Annotated in this window: 13 protein-coding genes and 1 other RNA gene; 1 reads left to right on the plus strand and 13 read right to left on the minus strand. The window is 36.3% G+C overall.

Going from position 1 to position 19761, the window contains the following annotated elements:
* Positions 1-762 precede the first annotated feature (762 nt).
* Together thrC and RBU59_RS09900 are read right to left on the minus strand one after the other, a co-directional pair.
* The gene (gene thrC, locus RBU59_RS09895) at positions 763-2247 is read right to left on the minus strand and encodes a threonine synthase (RefSeq protein WP_308147714.1); all 1485 of its coding nucleotides are present in this window, start codon (positions 2245-2247) and stop codon (positions 763-765) included.
* 176 nt (positions 2248-2423) lie between these two features.
* The gene (locus RBU59_RS09900; protein WP_308147715.1) at positions 2424-3539 is read right to left on the minus strand and encodes a cell wall hydrolase; all 1116 of its coding nucleotides are present in this window, start codon (positions 3537-3539) and stop codon (positions 2424-2426) included.
* Between the two features lie 633 nt (positions 3540-4172).
* Here RBU59_RS09900 and RBU59_RS09905 point away from each other — a divergent pair.
* Positions 4173-4964: a hypothetical protein gene (locus RBU59_RS09905; protein ID WP_308147716.1), complete on the plus strand. Its 792-nt coding sequence runs from the start codon at positions 4173-4175 to the stop codon at positions 4962-4964.
* A gap of 161 nt (positions 4965-5125) precedes the next feature.
* Here the strand turns inward: RBU59_RS09905 and RBU59_RS09910 are convergent, their stop codons facing one another.
* From RBU59_RS09910 to RBU59_RS09960, 11 genes are all read right to left on the minus strand, one after another.
* On the minus strand, positions 5126-6040 hold the full coding sequence (locus tag RBU59_RS09910; RefSeq protein WP_308147717.1) for an ABC transporter permease: 915 nt from the start codon (positions 6038-6040) through the stop codon (positions 5126-5128).
* A gap of 119 nt (positions 6041-6159) precedes the next feature.
* On the minus strand, positions 6160-7083 hold the full coding sequence (locus tag RBU59_RS09915) for an ABC transporter ATP-binding protein (RefSeq protein ID WP_308147718.1): 924 nt from the start codon (positions 7081-7083) through the stop codon (positions 6160-6162).
* Positions 7070-9778, minus strand: coding sequence for a hypothetical protein (locus RBU59_RS09920; protein ID WP_308147719.1), 2709 nt, complete (start codon positions 9776-9778; stop codon positions 7070-7072). Before RBU59_RS09920 ends, RBU59_RS09915 begins: the two co-directional genes overlap by 14 nt.
* Positions 9775-10995: a sensor histidine kinase gene (locus tag RBU59_RS09925; protein ID WP_308147720.1), complete on the minus strand. Its 1221-nt coding sequence runs from the start codon at positions 10993-10995 to the stop codon at positions 9775-9777. Before RBU59_RS09925 ends, RBU59_RS09920 begins: the two co-directional genes overlap by 4 nt.
* A complete protein-coding gene (locus RBU59_RS09930) occupies positions 10985-11686 on the minus strand; it encodes a response regulator transcription factor (RefSeq protein ID WP_308147721.1) in 702 nt (233 codons plus the stop codon). The genes RBU59_RS09925 and RBU59_RS09930 overlap by 11 nt, the downstream gene beginning before the upstream one ends.
* Before the next feature lie 600 nt (positions 11687-12286).
* An RNA gene (gene rnpB / locus RBU59_RS09935) (RNase P RNA component class A) lies at positions 12287-12653 on the minus strand.
* 98 nt (positions 12654-12751) lie between these two features.
* The gene (locus tag RBU59_RS09940; RefSeq protein ID WP_308148567.1) at positions 12752-14404 is read right to left on the minus strand and encodes a nucleoside kinase; all 1653 of its coding nucleotides are present in this window, start codon (positions 14402-14404) and stop codon (positions 12752-12754) included.
* Between the two features lie 22 nt (positions 14405-14426).
* The gene (locus RBU59_RS09945) at positions 14427-15125 is read right to left on the minus strand and encodes a tRNA (adenine(22)-N(1))-methyltransferase (protein WP_308147722.1); all 699 of its coding nucleotides are present in this window, start codon (positions 15123-15125) and stop codon (positions 14427-14429) included.
* A 34-nt stretch (positions 15126-15159) separates the two neighbouring features.
* A complete protein-coding gene (gene rpoD / locus RBU59_RS09950) occupies positions 15160-16251 on the minus strand; it encodes an RNA polymerase sigma factor RpoD (RefSeq protein WP_308147723.1) in 1092 nt (363 codons plus the stop codon).
* Positions 16252-16395: 144 nt separating this feature from the next.
* Complete coding sequence (gene dnaG / locus RBU59_RS09955) at positions 16396-18183, minus strand: DNA primase (protein WP_308147724.1); 1788 nt, start codon at positions 18181-18183, stop codon at positions 16396-16398.
* Positions 18184-18444: 261 nt separating this feature from the next.
* Positions 18445-19455: a deoxyguanosinetriphosphate triphosphohydrolase gene (locus RBU59_RS09960; RefSeq protein WP_308148568.1), complete on the minus strand. Its 1011-nt coding sequence runs from the start codon at positions 19453-19455 to the stop codon at positions 18445-18447.
* Positions 19456-19761: the final 306 nt, after the last annotated feature.

The raw sequence follows: 19761 nt of genomic DNA on the forward strand, positions 1-19761 counted from the left end.
TCTATTATTTTACTTTTTTTATAACCGATAGAAGTGGCTGTATACCCCGAGTTTTGCCTTATTTTTGACACATTCCAGTCATTTTTTCAAACAACTTTATAAGTCAGAAATTTGGTTTTTACTCCCAGATACATTAGATAAATCACACCCTGTTCTTATGTTATATCTGTATTGAATTGATTATACTCCAGTCATTTAAGAGAGAACAATTATACCATTATTCTGTTCAGCACCTGCCTGACTTGCTTATATAATGCACTTTGAATGTGTCAAATTTATGTCATGGTTTTGTCATATTCAGTTTATTTTTTTGTAATATATTTGTTATTTAGAATTTTATAAAATGAAATGTGATAATAGATAAATGACCCATCCTTGTAATTCATTGTACAATTTGCTATTAAGCAGGTAAAAACGACTGACTATTTATTAATATTCCGGAACAGAGTAAACGTTAACTGATTTATATATTAAAATAACTTATAACAACTATGTACAGCTTTCTTACAGATTCACATCCTGTTTCATCAATTAATCATAGAGAAGTTTGGAACTTCTCCATGATATAATAATAAGCCCGACTCAAGCAAATCTGGAATCAGGCCTATTATCTATCGATTTATTCAAAGTATCTCCAAATGCCAACTTTGATAATTAACATTGTCATTTGTCACAGTATTTCGTGTCAGTTATAATTTAACATAATCTTAAAAAGCTAATCTTTAAAAGTTTATTTTAGGTTTTAAGTTCAGTCCATAACCACTATCTCAAAATATTTTCCACAGTCTCCTGCATTTTATCTTTATCGCAAACCATATTGTGTAAGACAAATGCTGACCGTATTTCTTCGATAGCCTGGGGAACTGCTGTATTTGATAGTTTGCTTAATTCATCAACCAATTGAAAATCAGTTTTGGAATCATATCCGCTATCAATCGCATCCATGACACTGCGCGTAAACTTATAAGGACTTGCCGTTGAGGCAATTATGCTCTTATGGTCATCACCTGTTTGCCGTGTATATTTTTTATATACGCTGGCAGCTACCGCGGTATGTGTATCAATCACATAACCGGTTGATTCGTATAACTTCTTTATCGTTACAGCCGTTTCTTCTTCCGATGCATATCCACCGACAAAATCAGTCATATTCGCTTTCATCTCATCAGTAATACCATATTGTCCTTCTGTACTTAAAGCTTTCATCATTGCAAGCGTCTTATCAGCGTCCCTGTCTGCAATTTGATAGATTAACCGTTCTAAATTGCTGGAGATTAAAATATCCATGGATGGAGATGAGGTCAAGATAAAATCCCTGTTTCTATTATAGATACCGGTCTGAAAGAAATCAAATAAAACTTTATTCTCATTAGACGCACATATTAACTTATTTACAGGCAGTCCCATTGTTTTCGCATAATATGCGGCTAAAATATTACCAAAGTTACCGGTAGGTACCACTACATTAATTTTCTCACCCGCTTTTACTTCTCCATTATCTACAAGTCTGCCATAAGCATAGAAATAATAAACAATCTGCGGTACTAACCGTCCAATGTTAATGGAGTTTGCGGAAGAGAATTGATAACCCTTTTCCTTTAAATCTGCTGCAAGCTGTTTATTGTTAAACATTGCTTTTACACCGTTCTGGGCATCATCAAAGTTCCCGCGGATACCGATTACAAAGGTATTATCCCCTTTCTGGGTAACCATTTGTTTCTCCTGTATCGGACTCACTCCGTCTTTCGGATAAAATACAATAATCTTTGTACCCTCTACATCGGCAAAACCTGCCAGGGCAGCTTTACCTGTATCACCGGAAGTAGCAGTTAAAATTACAATCTCATCTTTTACCTTATTCTTTCCTGCGGCAGTAGTTAATAAATGCGGCAGAATAGATAATGCCATATCTTTAAAAGCAATTGTTGCTCCATGAAATAATTCCAGATAAAATGCCCCATCCGCTTTTACTAAGGGAGCAATTTCTTTTGTATCGAATTTTTCATCATAAGCGCGGTTAATACAGTTTTTTAATTCCTCCTCTGTAAAATCCGTGAAAAATAATTTCATAACTTCATATGCAGTTTCCTGATAAGTTTTTTTCCCTAACTCAGTTAATGGAATTTCAAGTTTCGGTACAGCTACCGGTACATATAACCCCCCGTCATCTGCCAATCCTTTTAATATAGCCTGAGATGCTGTTATAGGTTCGCTGTTACTGCGGGTACTTTGATACATAAGATTCATATGGTTCATTCCTTTGTCATATTATAATTATTAATTATTTTGTTTAAATTTTCTGTATTATAACATGTTTCGATTTTATGTACAATAGTTTGATCAAAATAAACAGGCTTGAATTTTCACCCATTTTACCTGTTGGGTCAATAAAAATTCAAGCCTGCTTGTTTTAAATTTTAATATTACTTAAAAAACTCATGTCCACCGTACCGAAACAGATAATCCAGATGACTGTCAAACCACCTCATACTATTCTTATCTGCTCTTGATCTTGCGGAGAAATATAATGCACCTTTGGAATAATCTTCACCTTTTCTTACTCGGTCTACCGCTTTCACAGTATCTTTAGAAATCTTAACCGACCAATAACGGTTATCCTTGATTGGGGAAAATTGATAGGTTCCGCCATCTTTTTGGAATACTACACCCTTAATGCTATCCGGGAACTCGCCATCCTTTACACGGTTTAAAATTACATTGGCTACCAGCATTTTACCTTTAATGTCTTCTCCTGTAGCTTCGGCTTCTACGATTCGCTCAAGAATTTCAACATCACCATCCGATAACTTAATCACATATTTGTCTGTTTTTTCTTTATCCGATTTTTTGGTATTTTTTGTGTCTTTCACCGATGTCCCGGTTTTTAATTTTGTTTCCTTTAATTTTGTCGTCTTTAAATTTGCTTCTTTTGATTTTGTCGTCTTTAAATTTACTTTTTTTGATTTTGTATCTTTCGCTGTTGTACTCTTTGCTGTTTTTTTTGCATCCTTGGGTTCACTGTCTTTTGATTTTATTGTAGCATTATCCGTATCTAAAGTATCTTTTACTGTGTTGTTAACAGTACTAACGGCCTCTTGTTCGTTTTCTTCCTTGGTTGAACTGCTATCAACCTGTTCATTTGCAGCTGCATCTGCCTGTTCAATGTTTGATTCTAATCTTCCTTCCTGAAATAAGTGTCCGGCGTCCAGTCCATTAAATGCCATCAAAGGATCCTTTGCGGTAAAATTAAATAGTATGAATTGTTTTTCTAAATTGTTTTGGTTGATTCGTACTATTGCTTCATTAGCTGTTCCTTCTCCTAATTCTGCGGATGTATTGTGTGTAATCTCAGCTCTTGCATAAGATGTGGCACCATCATTACCTGTTCCGTAGATATAGTCTGGGCTAAGTAAAAATAAAACAGTGACCATAGCATAAGCAATTGCTACCATGCTTGTCTTATATTTGCCGAAGTTTGCAGGTATTAATTTGCTAATCGGCTTCTTAACCCTTTGAAGAAACGAGTGTATTTTTAGCATATATACTTCCTCTTTTCTTTTTTATTATACCTCCGTAATATACTTGGAGTTTTACCAGCGTCTCAAAATGTTAAATTATGGTAATCTATTTCAAGCGCTTATCATGCATTATATCATCTCGCTTTTGACTGTCAATAAGCTTGTCTCATTTTTGGAAGATACAACACAATTGTTTTACCATGTTTTACCATTAGTTATCTTTATGCATAAATACCTCAATTATTTTTCATATTTTTTATAAATGTTGCACATAATTATTTTAACTAATTATTAACTATTTATTAACTATTTTTCACACCTAATTTTTACTTTATACATTTTGTTATAACTTTTTTTATACTTTTCGCAAAATGTGTTGATTTTAGTAGTTTTTTCTGAAAATCCCGCATAATATTTGTTAATATTTATGTAATATATTTGTAATATTTAATATCATGCTAAAATCAGCTATAGGCCTAAGAAATAAAAGCTGTTTATAATATTTTAAATAATTCCAAACTTCTCTGATTTTCTATTGGTATAGAATATATATAGAGAGCTTCTGATAAGTTATCATCTGATTCTATTGACATAAAAACTACGTTATGTTGTAATTAAGAAAAGGACAAATAAAAAAGCAGGAGGAATCATAACTTGCCGTCACTACCAGGTGTATTAAAAGCAACCAAAAAAAGTGGAGAAGTTTATTACCGAGCTTCCATAACATTTAAAAATAAACATATCAGTTTAGGCAGTTACCCTTTTGAGGATTCAGCAAATGAGGCTTACCTGACTGCCGGAAATATTCTTGGGGATTTAAGATATCATATTGAACAATATGAAGAAGATCAGATCTTGAGTTTTGACAAATGGGTTGTCTTGATAAATTATCGGGATAACGGTATTTATTTCAGAAATCCCATTTATTTAAAAAAGAACTATTTTATTTACTATATTAATAAGAAGATACTCTTAAAATTTGACATTGATGACCTGTTTTATTACGCTCATCATAAGATAATGAAGCGGGGCGGACATCTCTTTGTCTCAGATTATGGTATGCAGGTTACCATATTATCTCGTTACGGAATAAAAAATTACGCTGTTTCCGGACGTGATTATCGTTTTGCAAATGGTGATAATACCGATTACAGGTATGGAAACATTGAAATTATCAATCGTTACCATGGTGTTACAAAGTCTTTCCGGAAAGGCCTGCCTGTCTATACTTCTAAAATACATATAAACGGTGATTACATTATCGGTCGGTATTCAACCGATACAGAAGCTGCAATTGCATATAATAAAGCAGCCAGGTTACTAAAAGATAAAGGAATCTTAAAAGAGTTTCCGGAAAATTATATTACTGATATAGATGAAATTGAATACGCAAGAATCTATCATGCTGTTAGAATATCAAAAAAGCTCCGTAATTTTGAATTGTAATTATACAAAAATAGCCAAATGAATATTTTTTAAATAAATTTAAAAAAACGCTACCTTTTTTTAGATAATGTGTTATAATAAACCTATATTATTCTTCTTCCATTTTCATATTTCAAAATGAAGCCACCGGATAATCCTCATATTAGGCCCGGTGGCTAATTTTATCTCCGCCTTTTCTTCTTACAGAATCTTTCCTGAAGGGGATTTAATAACTTTGCCGAACAACCCAGTAAAATAACCGAAATTACTAATTGTAAAAAGATACTGATAAAAAACCAATGCCTTTGGATACTCATGGATATCGTTCCAAAATTACTAAAAAAGTCAGTCAGCCGGGAACCGGTGCCAATCTGATCTTCTATCATAGAAAGGCAAGTAACGGCAGGGTTAATTAACAGAACCAATATCCAGTTTCCAATATCCGGGTCCGGCTTGTATATTGCTCCGGCAGCTAACTGATTCGTTTTGATTTCCACAATAATTCTTATAGCCCAAAGGATAGCAAGAGTTCCTAATCCAAGGACCATTAAAACACCATACGTAGATACTGTTGCAGATGTGGTCTTTTTAAATAGGGTAGAGAAAAAGATGCCGATACTGCCAATAAAAATTGCGGTTGATACAATTAACAGCATAAATTCGGTAAAATCTTTTAGGGTAACTCCCCCAATGGTAAAAACAATCGCTAATACAGGAAGACTTGAGAATGCCAGTAAAATAATCAAACTGATGGAGGACGCCAGTTTACCCAGAATTATCTGAAACGGCGTTAATTTTGTGGTTAGCAGAATCTCCAGCGTTTGCTTTTCTCTTTCGGAGGATATGGACGCTGCCGTCAGAGCCGGAACCGTAAATAATACAAGAGCGAATTCCGCAGCTGTGATAATTGCATAAATCCGTAAAATCGCAGAATAATCCACAGTTCCTCCATATCTGCTGTCATATTCAAACGTTACATAAAATGCAAATAATCCAAATAGAGCAAGAATGCCATTATAACCTAACAAAATAAAAGCAGTTCGAAAACTGCGGACACTTGTTTTCAATTCCTTTTGGTATACCGGATTTATTCTCATATTTATACCCATTGCATAATACATCTGTATACAGATGTATTACTGCCACTAATAAAAAGTGTGAAAGGACCATTATGTGGCATTCCTTTCAATTATTATATTTTCTTTCACACTAACTCCTATTCTTCCCCGGTAGTTATTTGCATAAAAAGAGCTTCCAGATTGCTGCCCTCTCTTGCAAAGGAGGAAAGCAGAGCACCATTGCTTATCATAGCAGCAAGAATCTTTGCTTCCTCTGCTTCATTCCCTTTAAAAAGAGCAGAAATACTGTTATCCCTTATAATAATGTTCTGGACGAGAGGATTCTGTTTCAACACTTCTAATGCTTTTTCCTGATTCTCTGTAAATTTCATAATAATGGGACTTGCCGTACCTCTGACAGATAATATTTCATCAACAGTACCGCTTAGAACCATTTTACCTTTTTCAATAATACCAATATTACTGCACAGCTGTGCTAACTCAGGTAAAATATGTGAACTGATTAATATCGTTTTACCTTTGTTGTGAAGTTCCCTTAAGATTTCTTTCATTTCAACACGGGCCCTGGGATCTAATCCCGAGGCCGGTTCGTCTAAAATCAATAATTCCGGATCATGAACCATACTTCTAGCCAGACATAAACGCTGCTTCATTCCCCTGGACATCTCATCCACATAACTATCTGCCTGATCGGATAAACGGACCGCATCCATTAATTCCAGACATAAACGCCTGGCTTTATCACCTGTGATTCCATAGATGGAAGCATAAAATTCCATATATTCCAACGCTTTTAAATTATCGTAAACTCCGAAAAAATCCGGCATGTAACCCATCTTATTTTTTAATTCTTTTAAGTTTGTCCTTGCATTAATTCCATCCACAGTAACTTCTCCGGAATCCGCTTTCAACAGTCCTGCTATAATCCGCATCGTTGTAGTTTTACCGGCACCATTCGGTCCGACAAAACCGAAGATTTCACCTTTTTTTATTTCCATGTTTAAATGATCCAGTGCAATAAATTTGCCGTAGGTTTTTGTTAGATTTTTAATTATCAACATTGGAATCTGCCTCCTTCCAATATGAAATATAAGGTAAAATCATCTGATAACCTTTTAAGGACATCTTAGTACTATAACGGACAGTGATCGTATTCTGATCCGTCAGGTAATCTTTAATATCTGTCACACTGCTGCCTGCACCGGTCATAAATACTTCATCAAAATTCCCGGTGTTAATATTAAGGAAATAAATATCTCCATCAAAAGCGCTTATATAATCACTGGTGCTGTCCTGATTCCTTTTAGATAAATATTCAAAGGAAACAACCTTGTCATTATCCGGGAGATGGTATTTTATTGTCATACTGTCATTATTTAAATATCGGGACTGATAATAGATATCATAATATCCTTCCGATGCAATAATATAAGAGTCAATAGATGGTACAAAAACCTTATCACCGGCAGTATAATCTACTTCTACCGGCAGCTTCACTGCGGTTGCACCGTAAGCATCCATCTTACCGGCAAGTTTATTTAACAGATCATGCTGGCTGTCTGCTCCTGTTGAATCATTTTTTGCAAAACCAATTATGCAACTGTCATGCTGATTATTTAAAAGGTTATTCTCCGTCAGATAATACAATATGTTGGATAAACGGTTAACCTCCGGAGTATTGTCCTTTACATCACCGTTGCCTCCCGCTATCCGGTTAACAATATCCGTATTGTAAAGTTCATCCCTGGTTGTCATGAAGATTGCATCCTTGCCCTCTAAGGATACTGTCTGCCCTTTACGAATTTCTCCTATGTTGATTACATAACCATCGCTTGTAAGCATTGCATTCGTTAAGTCAAAATTAAAACCATTGGTTACGGTACCATACACCTTTTCACCTACATAATGAATATTATAGGTCAGCTTATCTTCAGATTCATAGGAATCCTCCCACTGATAATAGACAGGAGAAAATGCAGGATTATTTCTAACTTCCAATATGGTATTACGGGTTCCGTAATTAATCGCGGTTATATAATTGTCGAAATAAACTTTATCTTTTTTGTAGTCATATAAATAGCTGTTATCATCACTCCCCCTCAATTCCGATACCTTGTAATTGCCGTCAATGGGCAGGTTATAATTATGGTTGTAAGGAGCAGTCAGTGAAAAATACAGCTCCTCATTTACTTTATTATGCTCTTCAAAGTTGAGGAGTTTCACATATCCAATATAAGGAGTATTAATTCTTGTATCAGAACCTGCAAAATATACTAATATAGTAAATACCAAGGCCATAAGAGGCACGATTGCCCAAATAAGACTTCTTTTATCCAATTTTCTTAACAGTATAAAAGTCACAGGTCCGATGATCAAAATATAAATGCCTATGATAACTATATATCTGCCGGCCTTTGGAATTTTTTTAACATCGGCAAAAGACATACTGTTTAGAACACCATAATTGGAATACGAACCATAATACTCCTCATCTAACTGAGTTAATCTGGTATAACTTATATTTTTGTATATTTCATTTAATATAGAAAGTCCTAATGTCTGTTTTTCATTATTCAACCCCAAATCAAAACTAAACAACTGTATTTTACCCAAACCTATGTTGCTGCTTTGCATTAGCTTTATCTTATCTTCTGATACCATCGTGGAACTGCCGGGCATGGTTACATTCATAATATGTTTATTGATAGTTTCCACCTGGAGTCGTTTGATATTATCCTTTGTCCATCTCTCAAAAACAGAATTATCAATTGGAATGGGGTTACTGCCATATGCCGTCAACATATCATTCCGATCTTGTATCATATCCAGAAAAACCTTTCTTTCCTCCTCATAATCCGTTATATCCTGTTTTAGATCCTGAAGAGACGCCCGGTCCACGCCAAAACTTATCTCCTTATTAATACCGCTTCCTTTACTTTCTATAGAATAAATCGGGTTTAATTTTGACAAAACCTCATTCGCATATTCACCCGTACCAACAACTAAGGTTCCACCGTTCCAGACCCATTCTCTTATGGCTTTCATCTGCACATCTCGTAACCTGCTGGTGTCATAATGATTTATTATCAATACATCAAGTAAATCAAGTCCAAGGTAATCATCCGGTAAGTTATTTTCGTTCAGATAAAAAGTCCTTGTACCAAATTGATTCATGTATTCCAGCTCATCTCTTGCATCACTTAGAATACCGACATAAGCCAGCTTTTCATAATTACCAATTTTTAAATCATATTGATTTTCTACAACTGTATCGTTATTTTTATCTATGATTTTTACCTGCAATAATCCAGTGTCATCCATCACCGGAAGTGCAATGGATAATTCTGTAGATTTTTGTGATGGAACAATAACTTCCCTGCGGTATGCAGCATTATTTTTTGCTTTAGGTACAATTACCTGCAGCCATCCCTCAAATTCCTCCTTCCCATTGTTCGTCAATGTAACCGCCACATTCATATAACGGCCATATTTTACATATTGATTATAGCCATAGTTAACTTTCATAGACAGTTTTGAATCGTTTAAAATCCCAGTCTCATTATTCACGGCAGCAGATGCAACAGGAATTTTACTAGAATCTCCCCATACGGTGGAATCAGCGGGCAGGAACATCTGCAAATTAAAAAGATATTTTAAAATAAGCAGCAATACTATCACTGCAATTAATGGTTTCGTCTTCTTACTATAAGGCTTAAGATTATGTTTTATACCGTTATTATGCAAGCCGTTTTTCATCTATCCATGCCTTCCTTCTTCTCATCCAATGCCACTTCAAAAACAGTTCCCTCAAAATCACTTCTGACGTTAATAGTCCCTCCGTGCATCCCGATAATACTCTTTGCTATAGCAAGTCCTAAACCGGTTCCTCCTGTTTCGCTGGATCTTGAACCTTCTACCCGGTAAAAACGTTCAAATATATTCTGTAAATCTTTCTCCGGAATTAATTTGCCGTAATTTGTCACCGATACAATGACTTTATTATCAACTTTATTTAATTTTAACTTAATACTTTTTCCATCCTTACCGTATTTAATTGCATTACTGATTAGGTTTGCAAAAGCCCTGGCTAGCAGATTCCCGTCTGCTACAATGATTGCAGATGGGAAACTGGTATTAAATTCATACTCCAGTTCATATTCCTGAAAGCTGGGATAAAATTCATCCAGCAGCTGGTTTATAAATTTGACCATATCTATCTCAGATAACTCCATAGTAACCTCTCCGAAACTGAAATTCGTATAAGCAAATAAATCTTCAATCAATTTTTCCAGCCTTTTTGATTTACTGTATGCAATTTCCACATATCGCTGTTTCACTTCAGGTGTTAATTTGTCTTTATCGGAGACCAGTTCCAGATATCCAATAATGGAAGTCAGCGGAGTTCTCAGATCATGAGCCACGCTGGTAATTAATTCGTTTTTTGTATATTCACTTTTCCGTTCATTGTCAATTAACTGCTTAATATCCTCTGCCATCTGATTTAATTTAGATGCAATGAAACCAAACTCATCATCATTATTTATATCGATTTGAGTATTGAAATCCCCTGATGAAATGACAGATATACCTCCGGCTATTTTTTCCATATAAGTACCAAACTTTCTGGTAAGCAGTAAAAAATAAGTCGTAAATAATACCACACCCGTAATTAAAGCTATACTTACCACAACGAAAACAATTCCTTTGCCTAGGGGTATATTTTGATTCGTAACCGTATTCTGTATGTCATTAACCGGATAACGATTTAAGGAGGCCCCGTTATCCATAATATAATTGTTTACACTGTTACCAATCTGTCCCTTCTGCAGTTTTGTTCCCCCACCGCCAAGAGCATGATATACCAGATATATGCCAAAGAATAAAACTGCTTCCGACAGGATGGTATATACCAGACCAAGAAGGCTGTATAAAACAATTTCAAAACGAAAGCTTTTAAATATACTATTTTTCAATTTTGTATCCAACTCCCCAAACAGTTTTTATAATTTGTGCATTACGGGAATCCATCTCAATCTTCTCCCGGAGTCTGCGGATATGAACCATAACCGTATTATTGGCTTCATACATCTTCTCATTCCATACTCTCTCAAATATTTCATCCGTACTGAATACACGGCCGGGATTACTAGCTAATAGATAGAGTATATCAAATTCAATGGGGGTTAATTTTACTTCCTTTTCATAAGCAGTTACACGATGGTCTTCTTTATTAATAACCAGATGATTTACGACTATTTCCTTATCCACCCTTTCTTCATGGGAATTAGGATTAAACTTGGTATAACGTCTCAACTGGGATTTTACACGAGCCGTTAATTCCAGTGGATTAAAAGGTTTTATTACATAATCATCAGCTCCGGTGCTAAGACCTATGATTTTATCAATGTCGGCTGATTTGGCACTTAACATTATGATAGGAATCGTACTGGTATTACGAATGGTTTTGCACATATTTAAACCGTCAATGCCTGGCATCATTATGTCCAGGATAATTAATTTTATATCTTCCTTTTCCAGTATCTCATAACCTTCTTTTGCATTAAAGGCCTTAAATACCTTATATCCGTCGCTAACCAAATGTATCTCAACAAGTTCAGCTATCTCCCTGTCATCATCCACTACCAATATACTGGTCTGTTCCATAAATACCTGTCCATCCCTTCTATGATTTATAATAAAAACGGTTATTACGGGTTTTTGTTTCGATAGGAAAGTTTTTAAAACTTTCCCGCGAAGTAAAAATATCTATTAAATTAATTATTTACATGATTTAACAAATTATTGTCTGTATGCTAAGCTTTTATCGTCTTTTTCATATATATTGTATCTGATTTGCTAATATCTATCAATAATAATTATTCTAAGAAGTAAATCAGAACTCTTAAAATCAGGAATTTATATCCTGAATTACTGTATTATTTCACTAATCTCATACAATATAACTTGGTATCTTAAGCCACGCAAATGTTACCTGAAATCAAGGGAATTTAAGAATTTGACCCCTCCGGCGGAATTCTTATCTTTTAATAAAAACTGCAGTAACTTTCTATTTCATACTAGCATATCTATCTATAAAAATCTTTACTTTTTTCTTACAAAACCTTGCTATTCCCTATCAGCATTCTGACAATTTTAAACAATTCGGAATAAAACCTGGAAGGCTTTTTTATTGCATAGTTAAGTTCGGAGAACTTTCCTATGCAATAAAAAAACACTACCCGAAAGAGCAGTGTTTGTATCTTTTAGATGAGCAGCACTATAAGCCGAGTTCTGTATTAAATGATCATCTATCTTTGCCATATGTTGCCATGTGGCTCATTTGCTTTACGCAAACCGCGACCTACCCTAAAGCACGACGGGCAGCCGTATCGCTTTAAATTCGGTCTTGCTTCGAGTGGGGTTTACATATGCCCTGGTTGTTACCAACCAGGCGGTGGTCTCTTACTCCACCCTTCCAACCTTACCTGAGCTAACAGGCGGTATATTTCTGTTGCACTATCCTTAGAGTCGCCTCTACCGGACGTTATCCGGCACTCTGCCCTATGAAGCTCGGACTTTCCTCACCTAAGGCCTTTCGGCAGCTAATAGGCGCGATCATCTGTGCTACTCACAGAATGACATTTTAACATGAAAAGTTATGAAAGTAAATACTTAGGCAGAAAGAAATATTTTCATATTATTACAAAACCCTTGGCTGTAACTTTATAATTAAACTTTAAAACAGCTGCCCCCGATAAATTCCTTCATGATGGAGTTTTGTGGTACAACTTCACTGTTAACTCCCAGAAAATAATCCAGGAATTTAAGCAGCCTTTTCGCTTCTACATACTCTTCGGATTCCCTGTCGATACCAAACAAAACAGGTTCCGCATATTGTTTTAAGATGGCCAGTTCATAAATTAAAGCTGAATTAAAAAATACATCTGCATCCTCCTGAAACGGAAAGATATTTTCTTCCTCACCCCTTCTTACGGAAGACCACATACTTATGGTTTTCTGGCCGGTGGCACCTCTGGTTCTGGAATCGCGAACCATTCTTCTAAGCAATCTTAGATCGGTGGTCGGTATTCGATTATGCTCATCAATATTAAGAGAGGTTAAGGCACTGATATAAATTTTGAACTTTTTATCCCTTGGCAGGCTATAGGAAAGCTTATCATTTAAACCATGGATACCTTCGATAACTAAGATGTCATTGGATCCTAAGGTTTTATAATTACCTTTATATTCCCGATGTCCGGTTTTGAAATTAAAGCTCGGCAGTTCTACTGTTTTTCCCTGCAATAGATCGGTCATGTTTTTATTAAATGTTTCCAAATCAATTGCGTCAAGGGATTCGTAATTCGGTTTTCCCTCCTCATCCAAGGGAGTGTTTTCTCTTTCCACAAAATAATTATCCACTGCTATAGGATGAGGATTTAGTCCATGGGTTTTTAGCTGTATGGATAAACGGTAAGAAAATGTAGTTTTGCCGGAAGAAGATGGACCGGCAATCATAACCAGCTTTTTCCCTGACTTTTTAATCATTTCCGCAATCTCACCGATTTTCATCTCCTGTAAAGCTTCCTGGGTCAGAATAATTTCATTCATTTTCCCCTCAACAATCGCATCATTTAATGCCCCAACCGTATCGATCCCCATAGCCCGGGACCACCGGTTTGACTCCTTTAATGATCGGAACAGTTTATCCTGGGGTTTAAAAGGCTCTAATACACTGGGATTATTTTTTTCCGGTAATAACAGCATGATTCCCTCATCATATAAGAACAGGTCAAAATACTTTAAATATCCGGTACTCGGAGGCATAAACCCATAATAGTAATCCTCAAACCCCTCTAAGTTGTAGATGTTGGCTTTCGATACCCTGCGGTACTTAAATAATCTCTCTTTATCATACATTCCATATAACTTGAATAATTCAATGGCATCTGCCGTACCGATGGACTTTTTCGTTATGGGAAGATTCTTATCAATTAAGGATTTCATTTTCTCTTTTACAGCAAGACACTGTTCTTCTGTAATTGGCTCTTTTGTATCTGTCTGACAATAAAGCCCGTTACCCACAGAATACTCTATGGATATCTTACGGATATTGGGGGATCCGATTACACTGTAAATCGCTTTTAACATAACCAAGGTCAATCCCCTGTTATATGTTTTATGTCCTGCGTCTTCTGCGGTAGTTACAAAACGGATTTTACAGTCATTTTGTACTGTTTTCTGCAGTTCCCTTAACCGGTCATTTACAAATGCCAATATGATATCATCTTTATAATCCTTTTGGTATTCCCTGCTGATTTCAAGTAAGGATATGCCTTTCGGATATTCCTTAATGTTACCGTTTATTTCTGCCCGAATTATTTGCTGCATAAAAGGCCTCCTTTCACTTAAAATAAGTTAATGCTTCTTCAATATATGCAATCTCCTGTTTAACCTGACCTAAACGTTCCATAGACTTTTCAGTTGGATTAAGTAATAACTCTGTTTTAACATCCTCACGGATTCTATACTCCCGTTCTAAATATTCCATCATAAGCGGTTCTCTCTGTTCCAATAACAGTTTACCGTATTGGTAAAATACTTCACGTTTATAATCGGTTTTAGCAGGTACAGGAAATGCTTTTAGGATAAAGTAATATTTTCCATCCTCTTTAATCATTTGTTCCTTCTTTATATCATAACCATTACGATGTAAATACTTGCGAACCAAATGTATTTCCGATTGGGGCTGTAAAATCAGCTCAGTGCTTTTTTCTACTGCTTCAAAACCCTCATCCAATATTTTAATCACAAGAGCTCCCCCCATTCCGGCTATCAGAATGGTGTCTGCTTCTCCCGGTTCCAGTTTTTGTAATCCGTCCGATAGTCTGGTCTGAATACAATGATTAAATCCATGATTATAAATATTCTCTTTCGCCCGTTGCAGGGGACCTTTATTTACATCCATTGCAATTACATTCGGAGCTATCTTATTTTTTATAAGATATATTGATATGTAGGCATGGTCGCATCCTACATCAGCAACCCTGTTTCCTATGGTAACAGTATCTGCAACTGCCTTCAAACGCTGTGATAATTGCATGATATCCTCTTTCTTCTGTTCATTTTATGCAAAGTTACTCCAAATAATCCTTTAACTTACGGCTTCGGCTCGGGTGTCTTAACTTACGCAGCGCTTTCGCCTCAATCTGACGGATTCTTTCCCTTGTTACGTTAAATTCCTTACCTACTTCTTCTAAGGTACGGGCTCGTCCGTCATCCAAACCGAAACGTAGTCTTAATACCTTCTGTTCCCTATCCGTTAAAGTTCCAAGCACATCAATTAATTGTTCTTTTAACAAGGTAAATGCAGCCGCATCTGCCGGAACCGGAACATTATCATCCTGTATAAAATCTCCCAAATGGCTGTCCTCTTCTTCACCAATGGGTGTCTCTAAGGAAACCGGCTCCTGGGAAATCTTTTGGATTTCTCTAACCCTTTCCACTGGTATATTCATTTCAGCAGCCACTTCTTCCGGATATGGTTCTCTGCCTAATTCCTGAAGGAGCTGTCTTTGTACTCGAATTAATTTATTGATGGTTTCTACCATATGCACCGGAATACGAATTGTTCTCGCCTGATCGGCGATCGCTCTGGTAATAGCCTGTCTAATCCACCAGGTAGCATAAGTACTGAACTTAAAACCTTTTGTATAATCAAATTTTTCAACAGCTTTAATAAGGCCTAAATTACCCTCCTGAATAAGATCCAGAAACATCATACCCCTGCCTACATAACGCTTGGCTATACTGACAACAAGACGGAGATTCGCTTCAGCTAACCGTTTTTTGGCATCAGCATCTCCGACTTTCATTCTTCTCGCGAGTTCAATCTCATCGTCCGCACTAAGTAACGGCACCTTTCCGATTTCTTTCAGATACATTCTTACCGGATCATCAATACTGATTCCCTCCGGTATAGAGAAATCAATTTCTTCCAGCTCTTCGTCATCCTCTAATATTATGTCATCTTCCTCATCTGTTATGCGGAGTACGTCCACATTGTTTGCCTCAAGAAATTCATATATTCTCTCGACCATAGTAGGATCCATATCAAAATCGACAAAGAAATCATTTATTTCCTGAAATTCAAGGACATTCTTTTTTTTCTTCGCAAAGACTAATAACTCTTTTAGTTTTTCCGAAAATTTAACCAAACTCTCATCCATTATTTATCCATCCTCCTTTAGAATTAACCGTTAAAGTTACTATCTATATAAAAAGGCCTGTATTCAAATAATAATTATTACTTACACTCTTTTAATCGTTATACCTATCCAGTCACTTTAGATCCGCGAATAGATACTAGTATTCTAACCATCATTAAAAGAAATATGCAATTTCTGTAAGTCTGCCTGTTCCCGGATAATAATCTGAAGTGCCTGAATATCATTGTTTTCTATGGCTTTTTTACTTTGCACATCCAAACTGGTCTTCTTAATACGAAGCACCGTTTCTTCCAATGCTTTTCTCCGCTCAGACTCGCTCATTTCCCCCCTCATCTCCATATTAAAAAGAGATGCTGCCTCACTCTGTTCTTCTTTGCTTTCAAATCGGTTAATTATTTTAGCCGGCATTACGGCATGTTCCGTTTCATATTGTTCAAACAGCATTCCGGCCACCTGTTGATACAACTGCTCCGTAAAATCCTCAGGACCAATAATCCCTTTTATCTTATCAAATATTTTCGTATCTTCTATTAACCAGGTCAGAAGTATTTTCTGAGACTGCCGGATTCCATCTTCAGGAACATTTTTTTGTCTTCCCCCATCCGTCTTTCGTTCCTTAGGCTGATCATTTTGTCCTATTACAATCTGCGCACCATATCGGTTCACTAATTTTTTCAGATTCTCAAAACCAATCATATATTTAGCAGCCACAGCTTCAATGTAGTTGTTTCTTTCTATTTCTTCCGTAAACACCAGCATTTTCTTGGCAATCTCATTAAAAAACCTGGTTTTCTGCTCCGGATCACTAAGGTCATAATCCCGTTCCAATATATCAACTTCAAATAAGAAAGCATTCTTAGCTGTTTCCGTTCGTTTCTTAAATTCTTCCCCACCGAGAGCTTTTATGAATTCATCCGGGTCCTTATAAGGTTTCATATCAACAACCTTGGCAGTCAAACCTGCTTCCTTTAATATAGGAATTGCTCTTAATGCCGCTTTAATTCCCGCATCATCACTATCATAAGTGAGTAATACTTCATTGGTATACCGCTTTAATAAATTAGCCTGCAGTCCGGTAAATGCCGTTCCCAGGGAAGCTACGGCATTCGTAAACCCAGCCTGATGCAAGGCAATTACGTCCATATACCCCTCGCAGATTATCATGTTAGGTTTTCTGGAAATCCTTGCAAAATTAAGTCCGTACAGATTCCGGCTTTTATCAAAAAGTTTAGTCTCCGGTGAGTTAAGGTATTTCGGTGTTCCCTCACCCATAACACGTCCGCCGAAACCGATTACCCGGTTATTTACATCCATAATCGGGTACATTACCCGGTTCCAGAATTTATCATATACTTTTTTCTTTTCATCAAAACTGATTAAACCGGATTCCCTTAAAATATTGTCCTCATATCCTATGTGTTTTAGGTATTGATATAAGTCATCTCCGGTTTTATTGGAATATCCTAATCCGAATTGTTTTATGGTGTTCTCGGAGATTTCCCTGTTTTTTAAATACCCGTATGCTGCTTGTCCACGTTCAGACTTCAATTGATAATAAAAATATTTAGCAGCTTCTTTATTGATCTCAAGCAGTCTGTTTTTAAGCCCTGCCTGCTTCTTCGCTTCTTCACTATACTCCGCTTCGGGTAGGTTTACCCCCACCCTGCCTGCTAAAAACTTTAAAGCTTCCACAAAAGTATAATTTTCATATTCCATAATAAAGGTAAATACATTCCCTCCCACGCCGCAGCCAAAGCAATGATACATCTGTTTTGCACCGCTGACGCTAAAAGACGGGGATTTCTCATTATGAAACGGGCAGAGCCCCATATGGCTGCCGCCTTTTTTCTGAAGTTTAACATAGGAACCAATTACATCCACTATGTCGTTTTTCATTCTGATTTCTTCTACCAATTCTTCAGGATAAAACATGGAACTCTCCTTTCTCGTATTTATGATTGCGAAACAATATAGTTGTCTAAATATTTCATACAATTCATACGAATTTTATAGCTTCTGTTGCCTTTAGGGGCAAGATTCAGCTCTAAAATTGTATAAAATGTATGTCATATGAATACATGTTTTGAGTTTCGCAAATGCTTAATTTTTCTATTTAGGCAATTTTAAGAGCTGACATTACCTCCGTGAAGTATTTCTTCCTTTTCAAACAAAAATAGTCCGTCCCAGGAAATCCTAATAAATACTCCAGGATCTTGGTATGGATAAATCCGTAAATTTTGCCACTGCATAACGGTCCGTCATACCGGCTATATAATCGCATACCACTCTGGTTGCAGTCTCACCTTTACTTTCCATCATATACAGGTACTCCTCCGGCAGAAGTTCTAAATTCTTAGTATAATATTCAAACAGCTGTATCAGCATAGCTTCTGCTTTCTGTTCCTCACCTTTTGCTACAGGGTTGGTATATACACTGCGAAACATATACTTCCGCATTTCAAACATCGCCTTTTCTATCTCAGGTGACATGGTGATCTCATCCGTATCTTCACTGTGACTTACAATGTCATGTATGATGGTATTTTGTCTTTCTCTGGGGCTGTGTCCCAAAATATCCGTATATTGTTTCGGTATGTCTTTCTCTGTAATAATATGGGCCCGGATAGCATCATCAATATCATGGTTGATATAAGCAATTTTATCTGACAATCGAACTATTTTACCCTCCAGGGTAGCCGGGCAGCCTTTCGTCTGATGATTTAATATGCCATCCCTTACTTCCTTTGTAAGATTCAAGCCCTTTCCGTGTTTCTCCAATAATTCCACAACCCGTATACTTTGAATATGATGTTCAAAACCCTCCGGACAGATTTGGTTCAACGCGCGTTCTCCCGCATGGCCAAAGGGAGTGTGTCCCAAATCATGACCCAGCGCAATGGCCTCCGTAAGATCTTCATTTAAACGTAAAGCTCTTGCTATCGTTCTTGCATTCTGGGATACTTCCAGGGTATGCGTTAATCTTGTACGATAATGATCTCCCTCCGGAGCTAAAAATACCTGGGTTTTATGTTTTAATCTGCGAAAAGATTTCGAATGGAGAATTCTATCCCGGTCTCTCTGGTAGATAGGACGTATATCGCAGGGTTCCTCATAAACATCTCTCCCGCTGGAACTGTCACTGAATGCAGCATACGAGCATAAATATTCATGTTCCCTTTGTTCTAATTTCTGGCGCATATTGATCTTTTTCTCTAATTTGTTATCTTCCAATTGTTCCATCAAATTAACTCCTGTCTGCCTGATTCGTCAGACTTCAAACAGCCGGTAAAAGTTAATTAATACTTTTACCTAAAACAAATTGTTTCATTTCCTGTTAATACAGGCTTAAATCAAAGAAATGTTATGCCCCAATCTTATGATAATTTGCCTATATTATTATATATTCTACCAAACTTCCTTATTTCCTTTTTTATTTTTTAATTTTTTACTAATATTACAAAAAAACCGTCGACTAAGATGCTTCTGCATAATAATCGGCGATATTTTTAT

Source organism: Anaerocolumna sp. MB42-C2 (assembly GCF_030913705.1).
Taxonomy (GTDB): Bacteria; Bacillota; Clostridia; order Lachnospirales; family Lachnospiraceae; genus Anaerocolumna.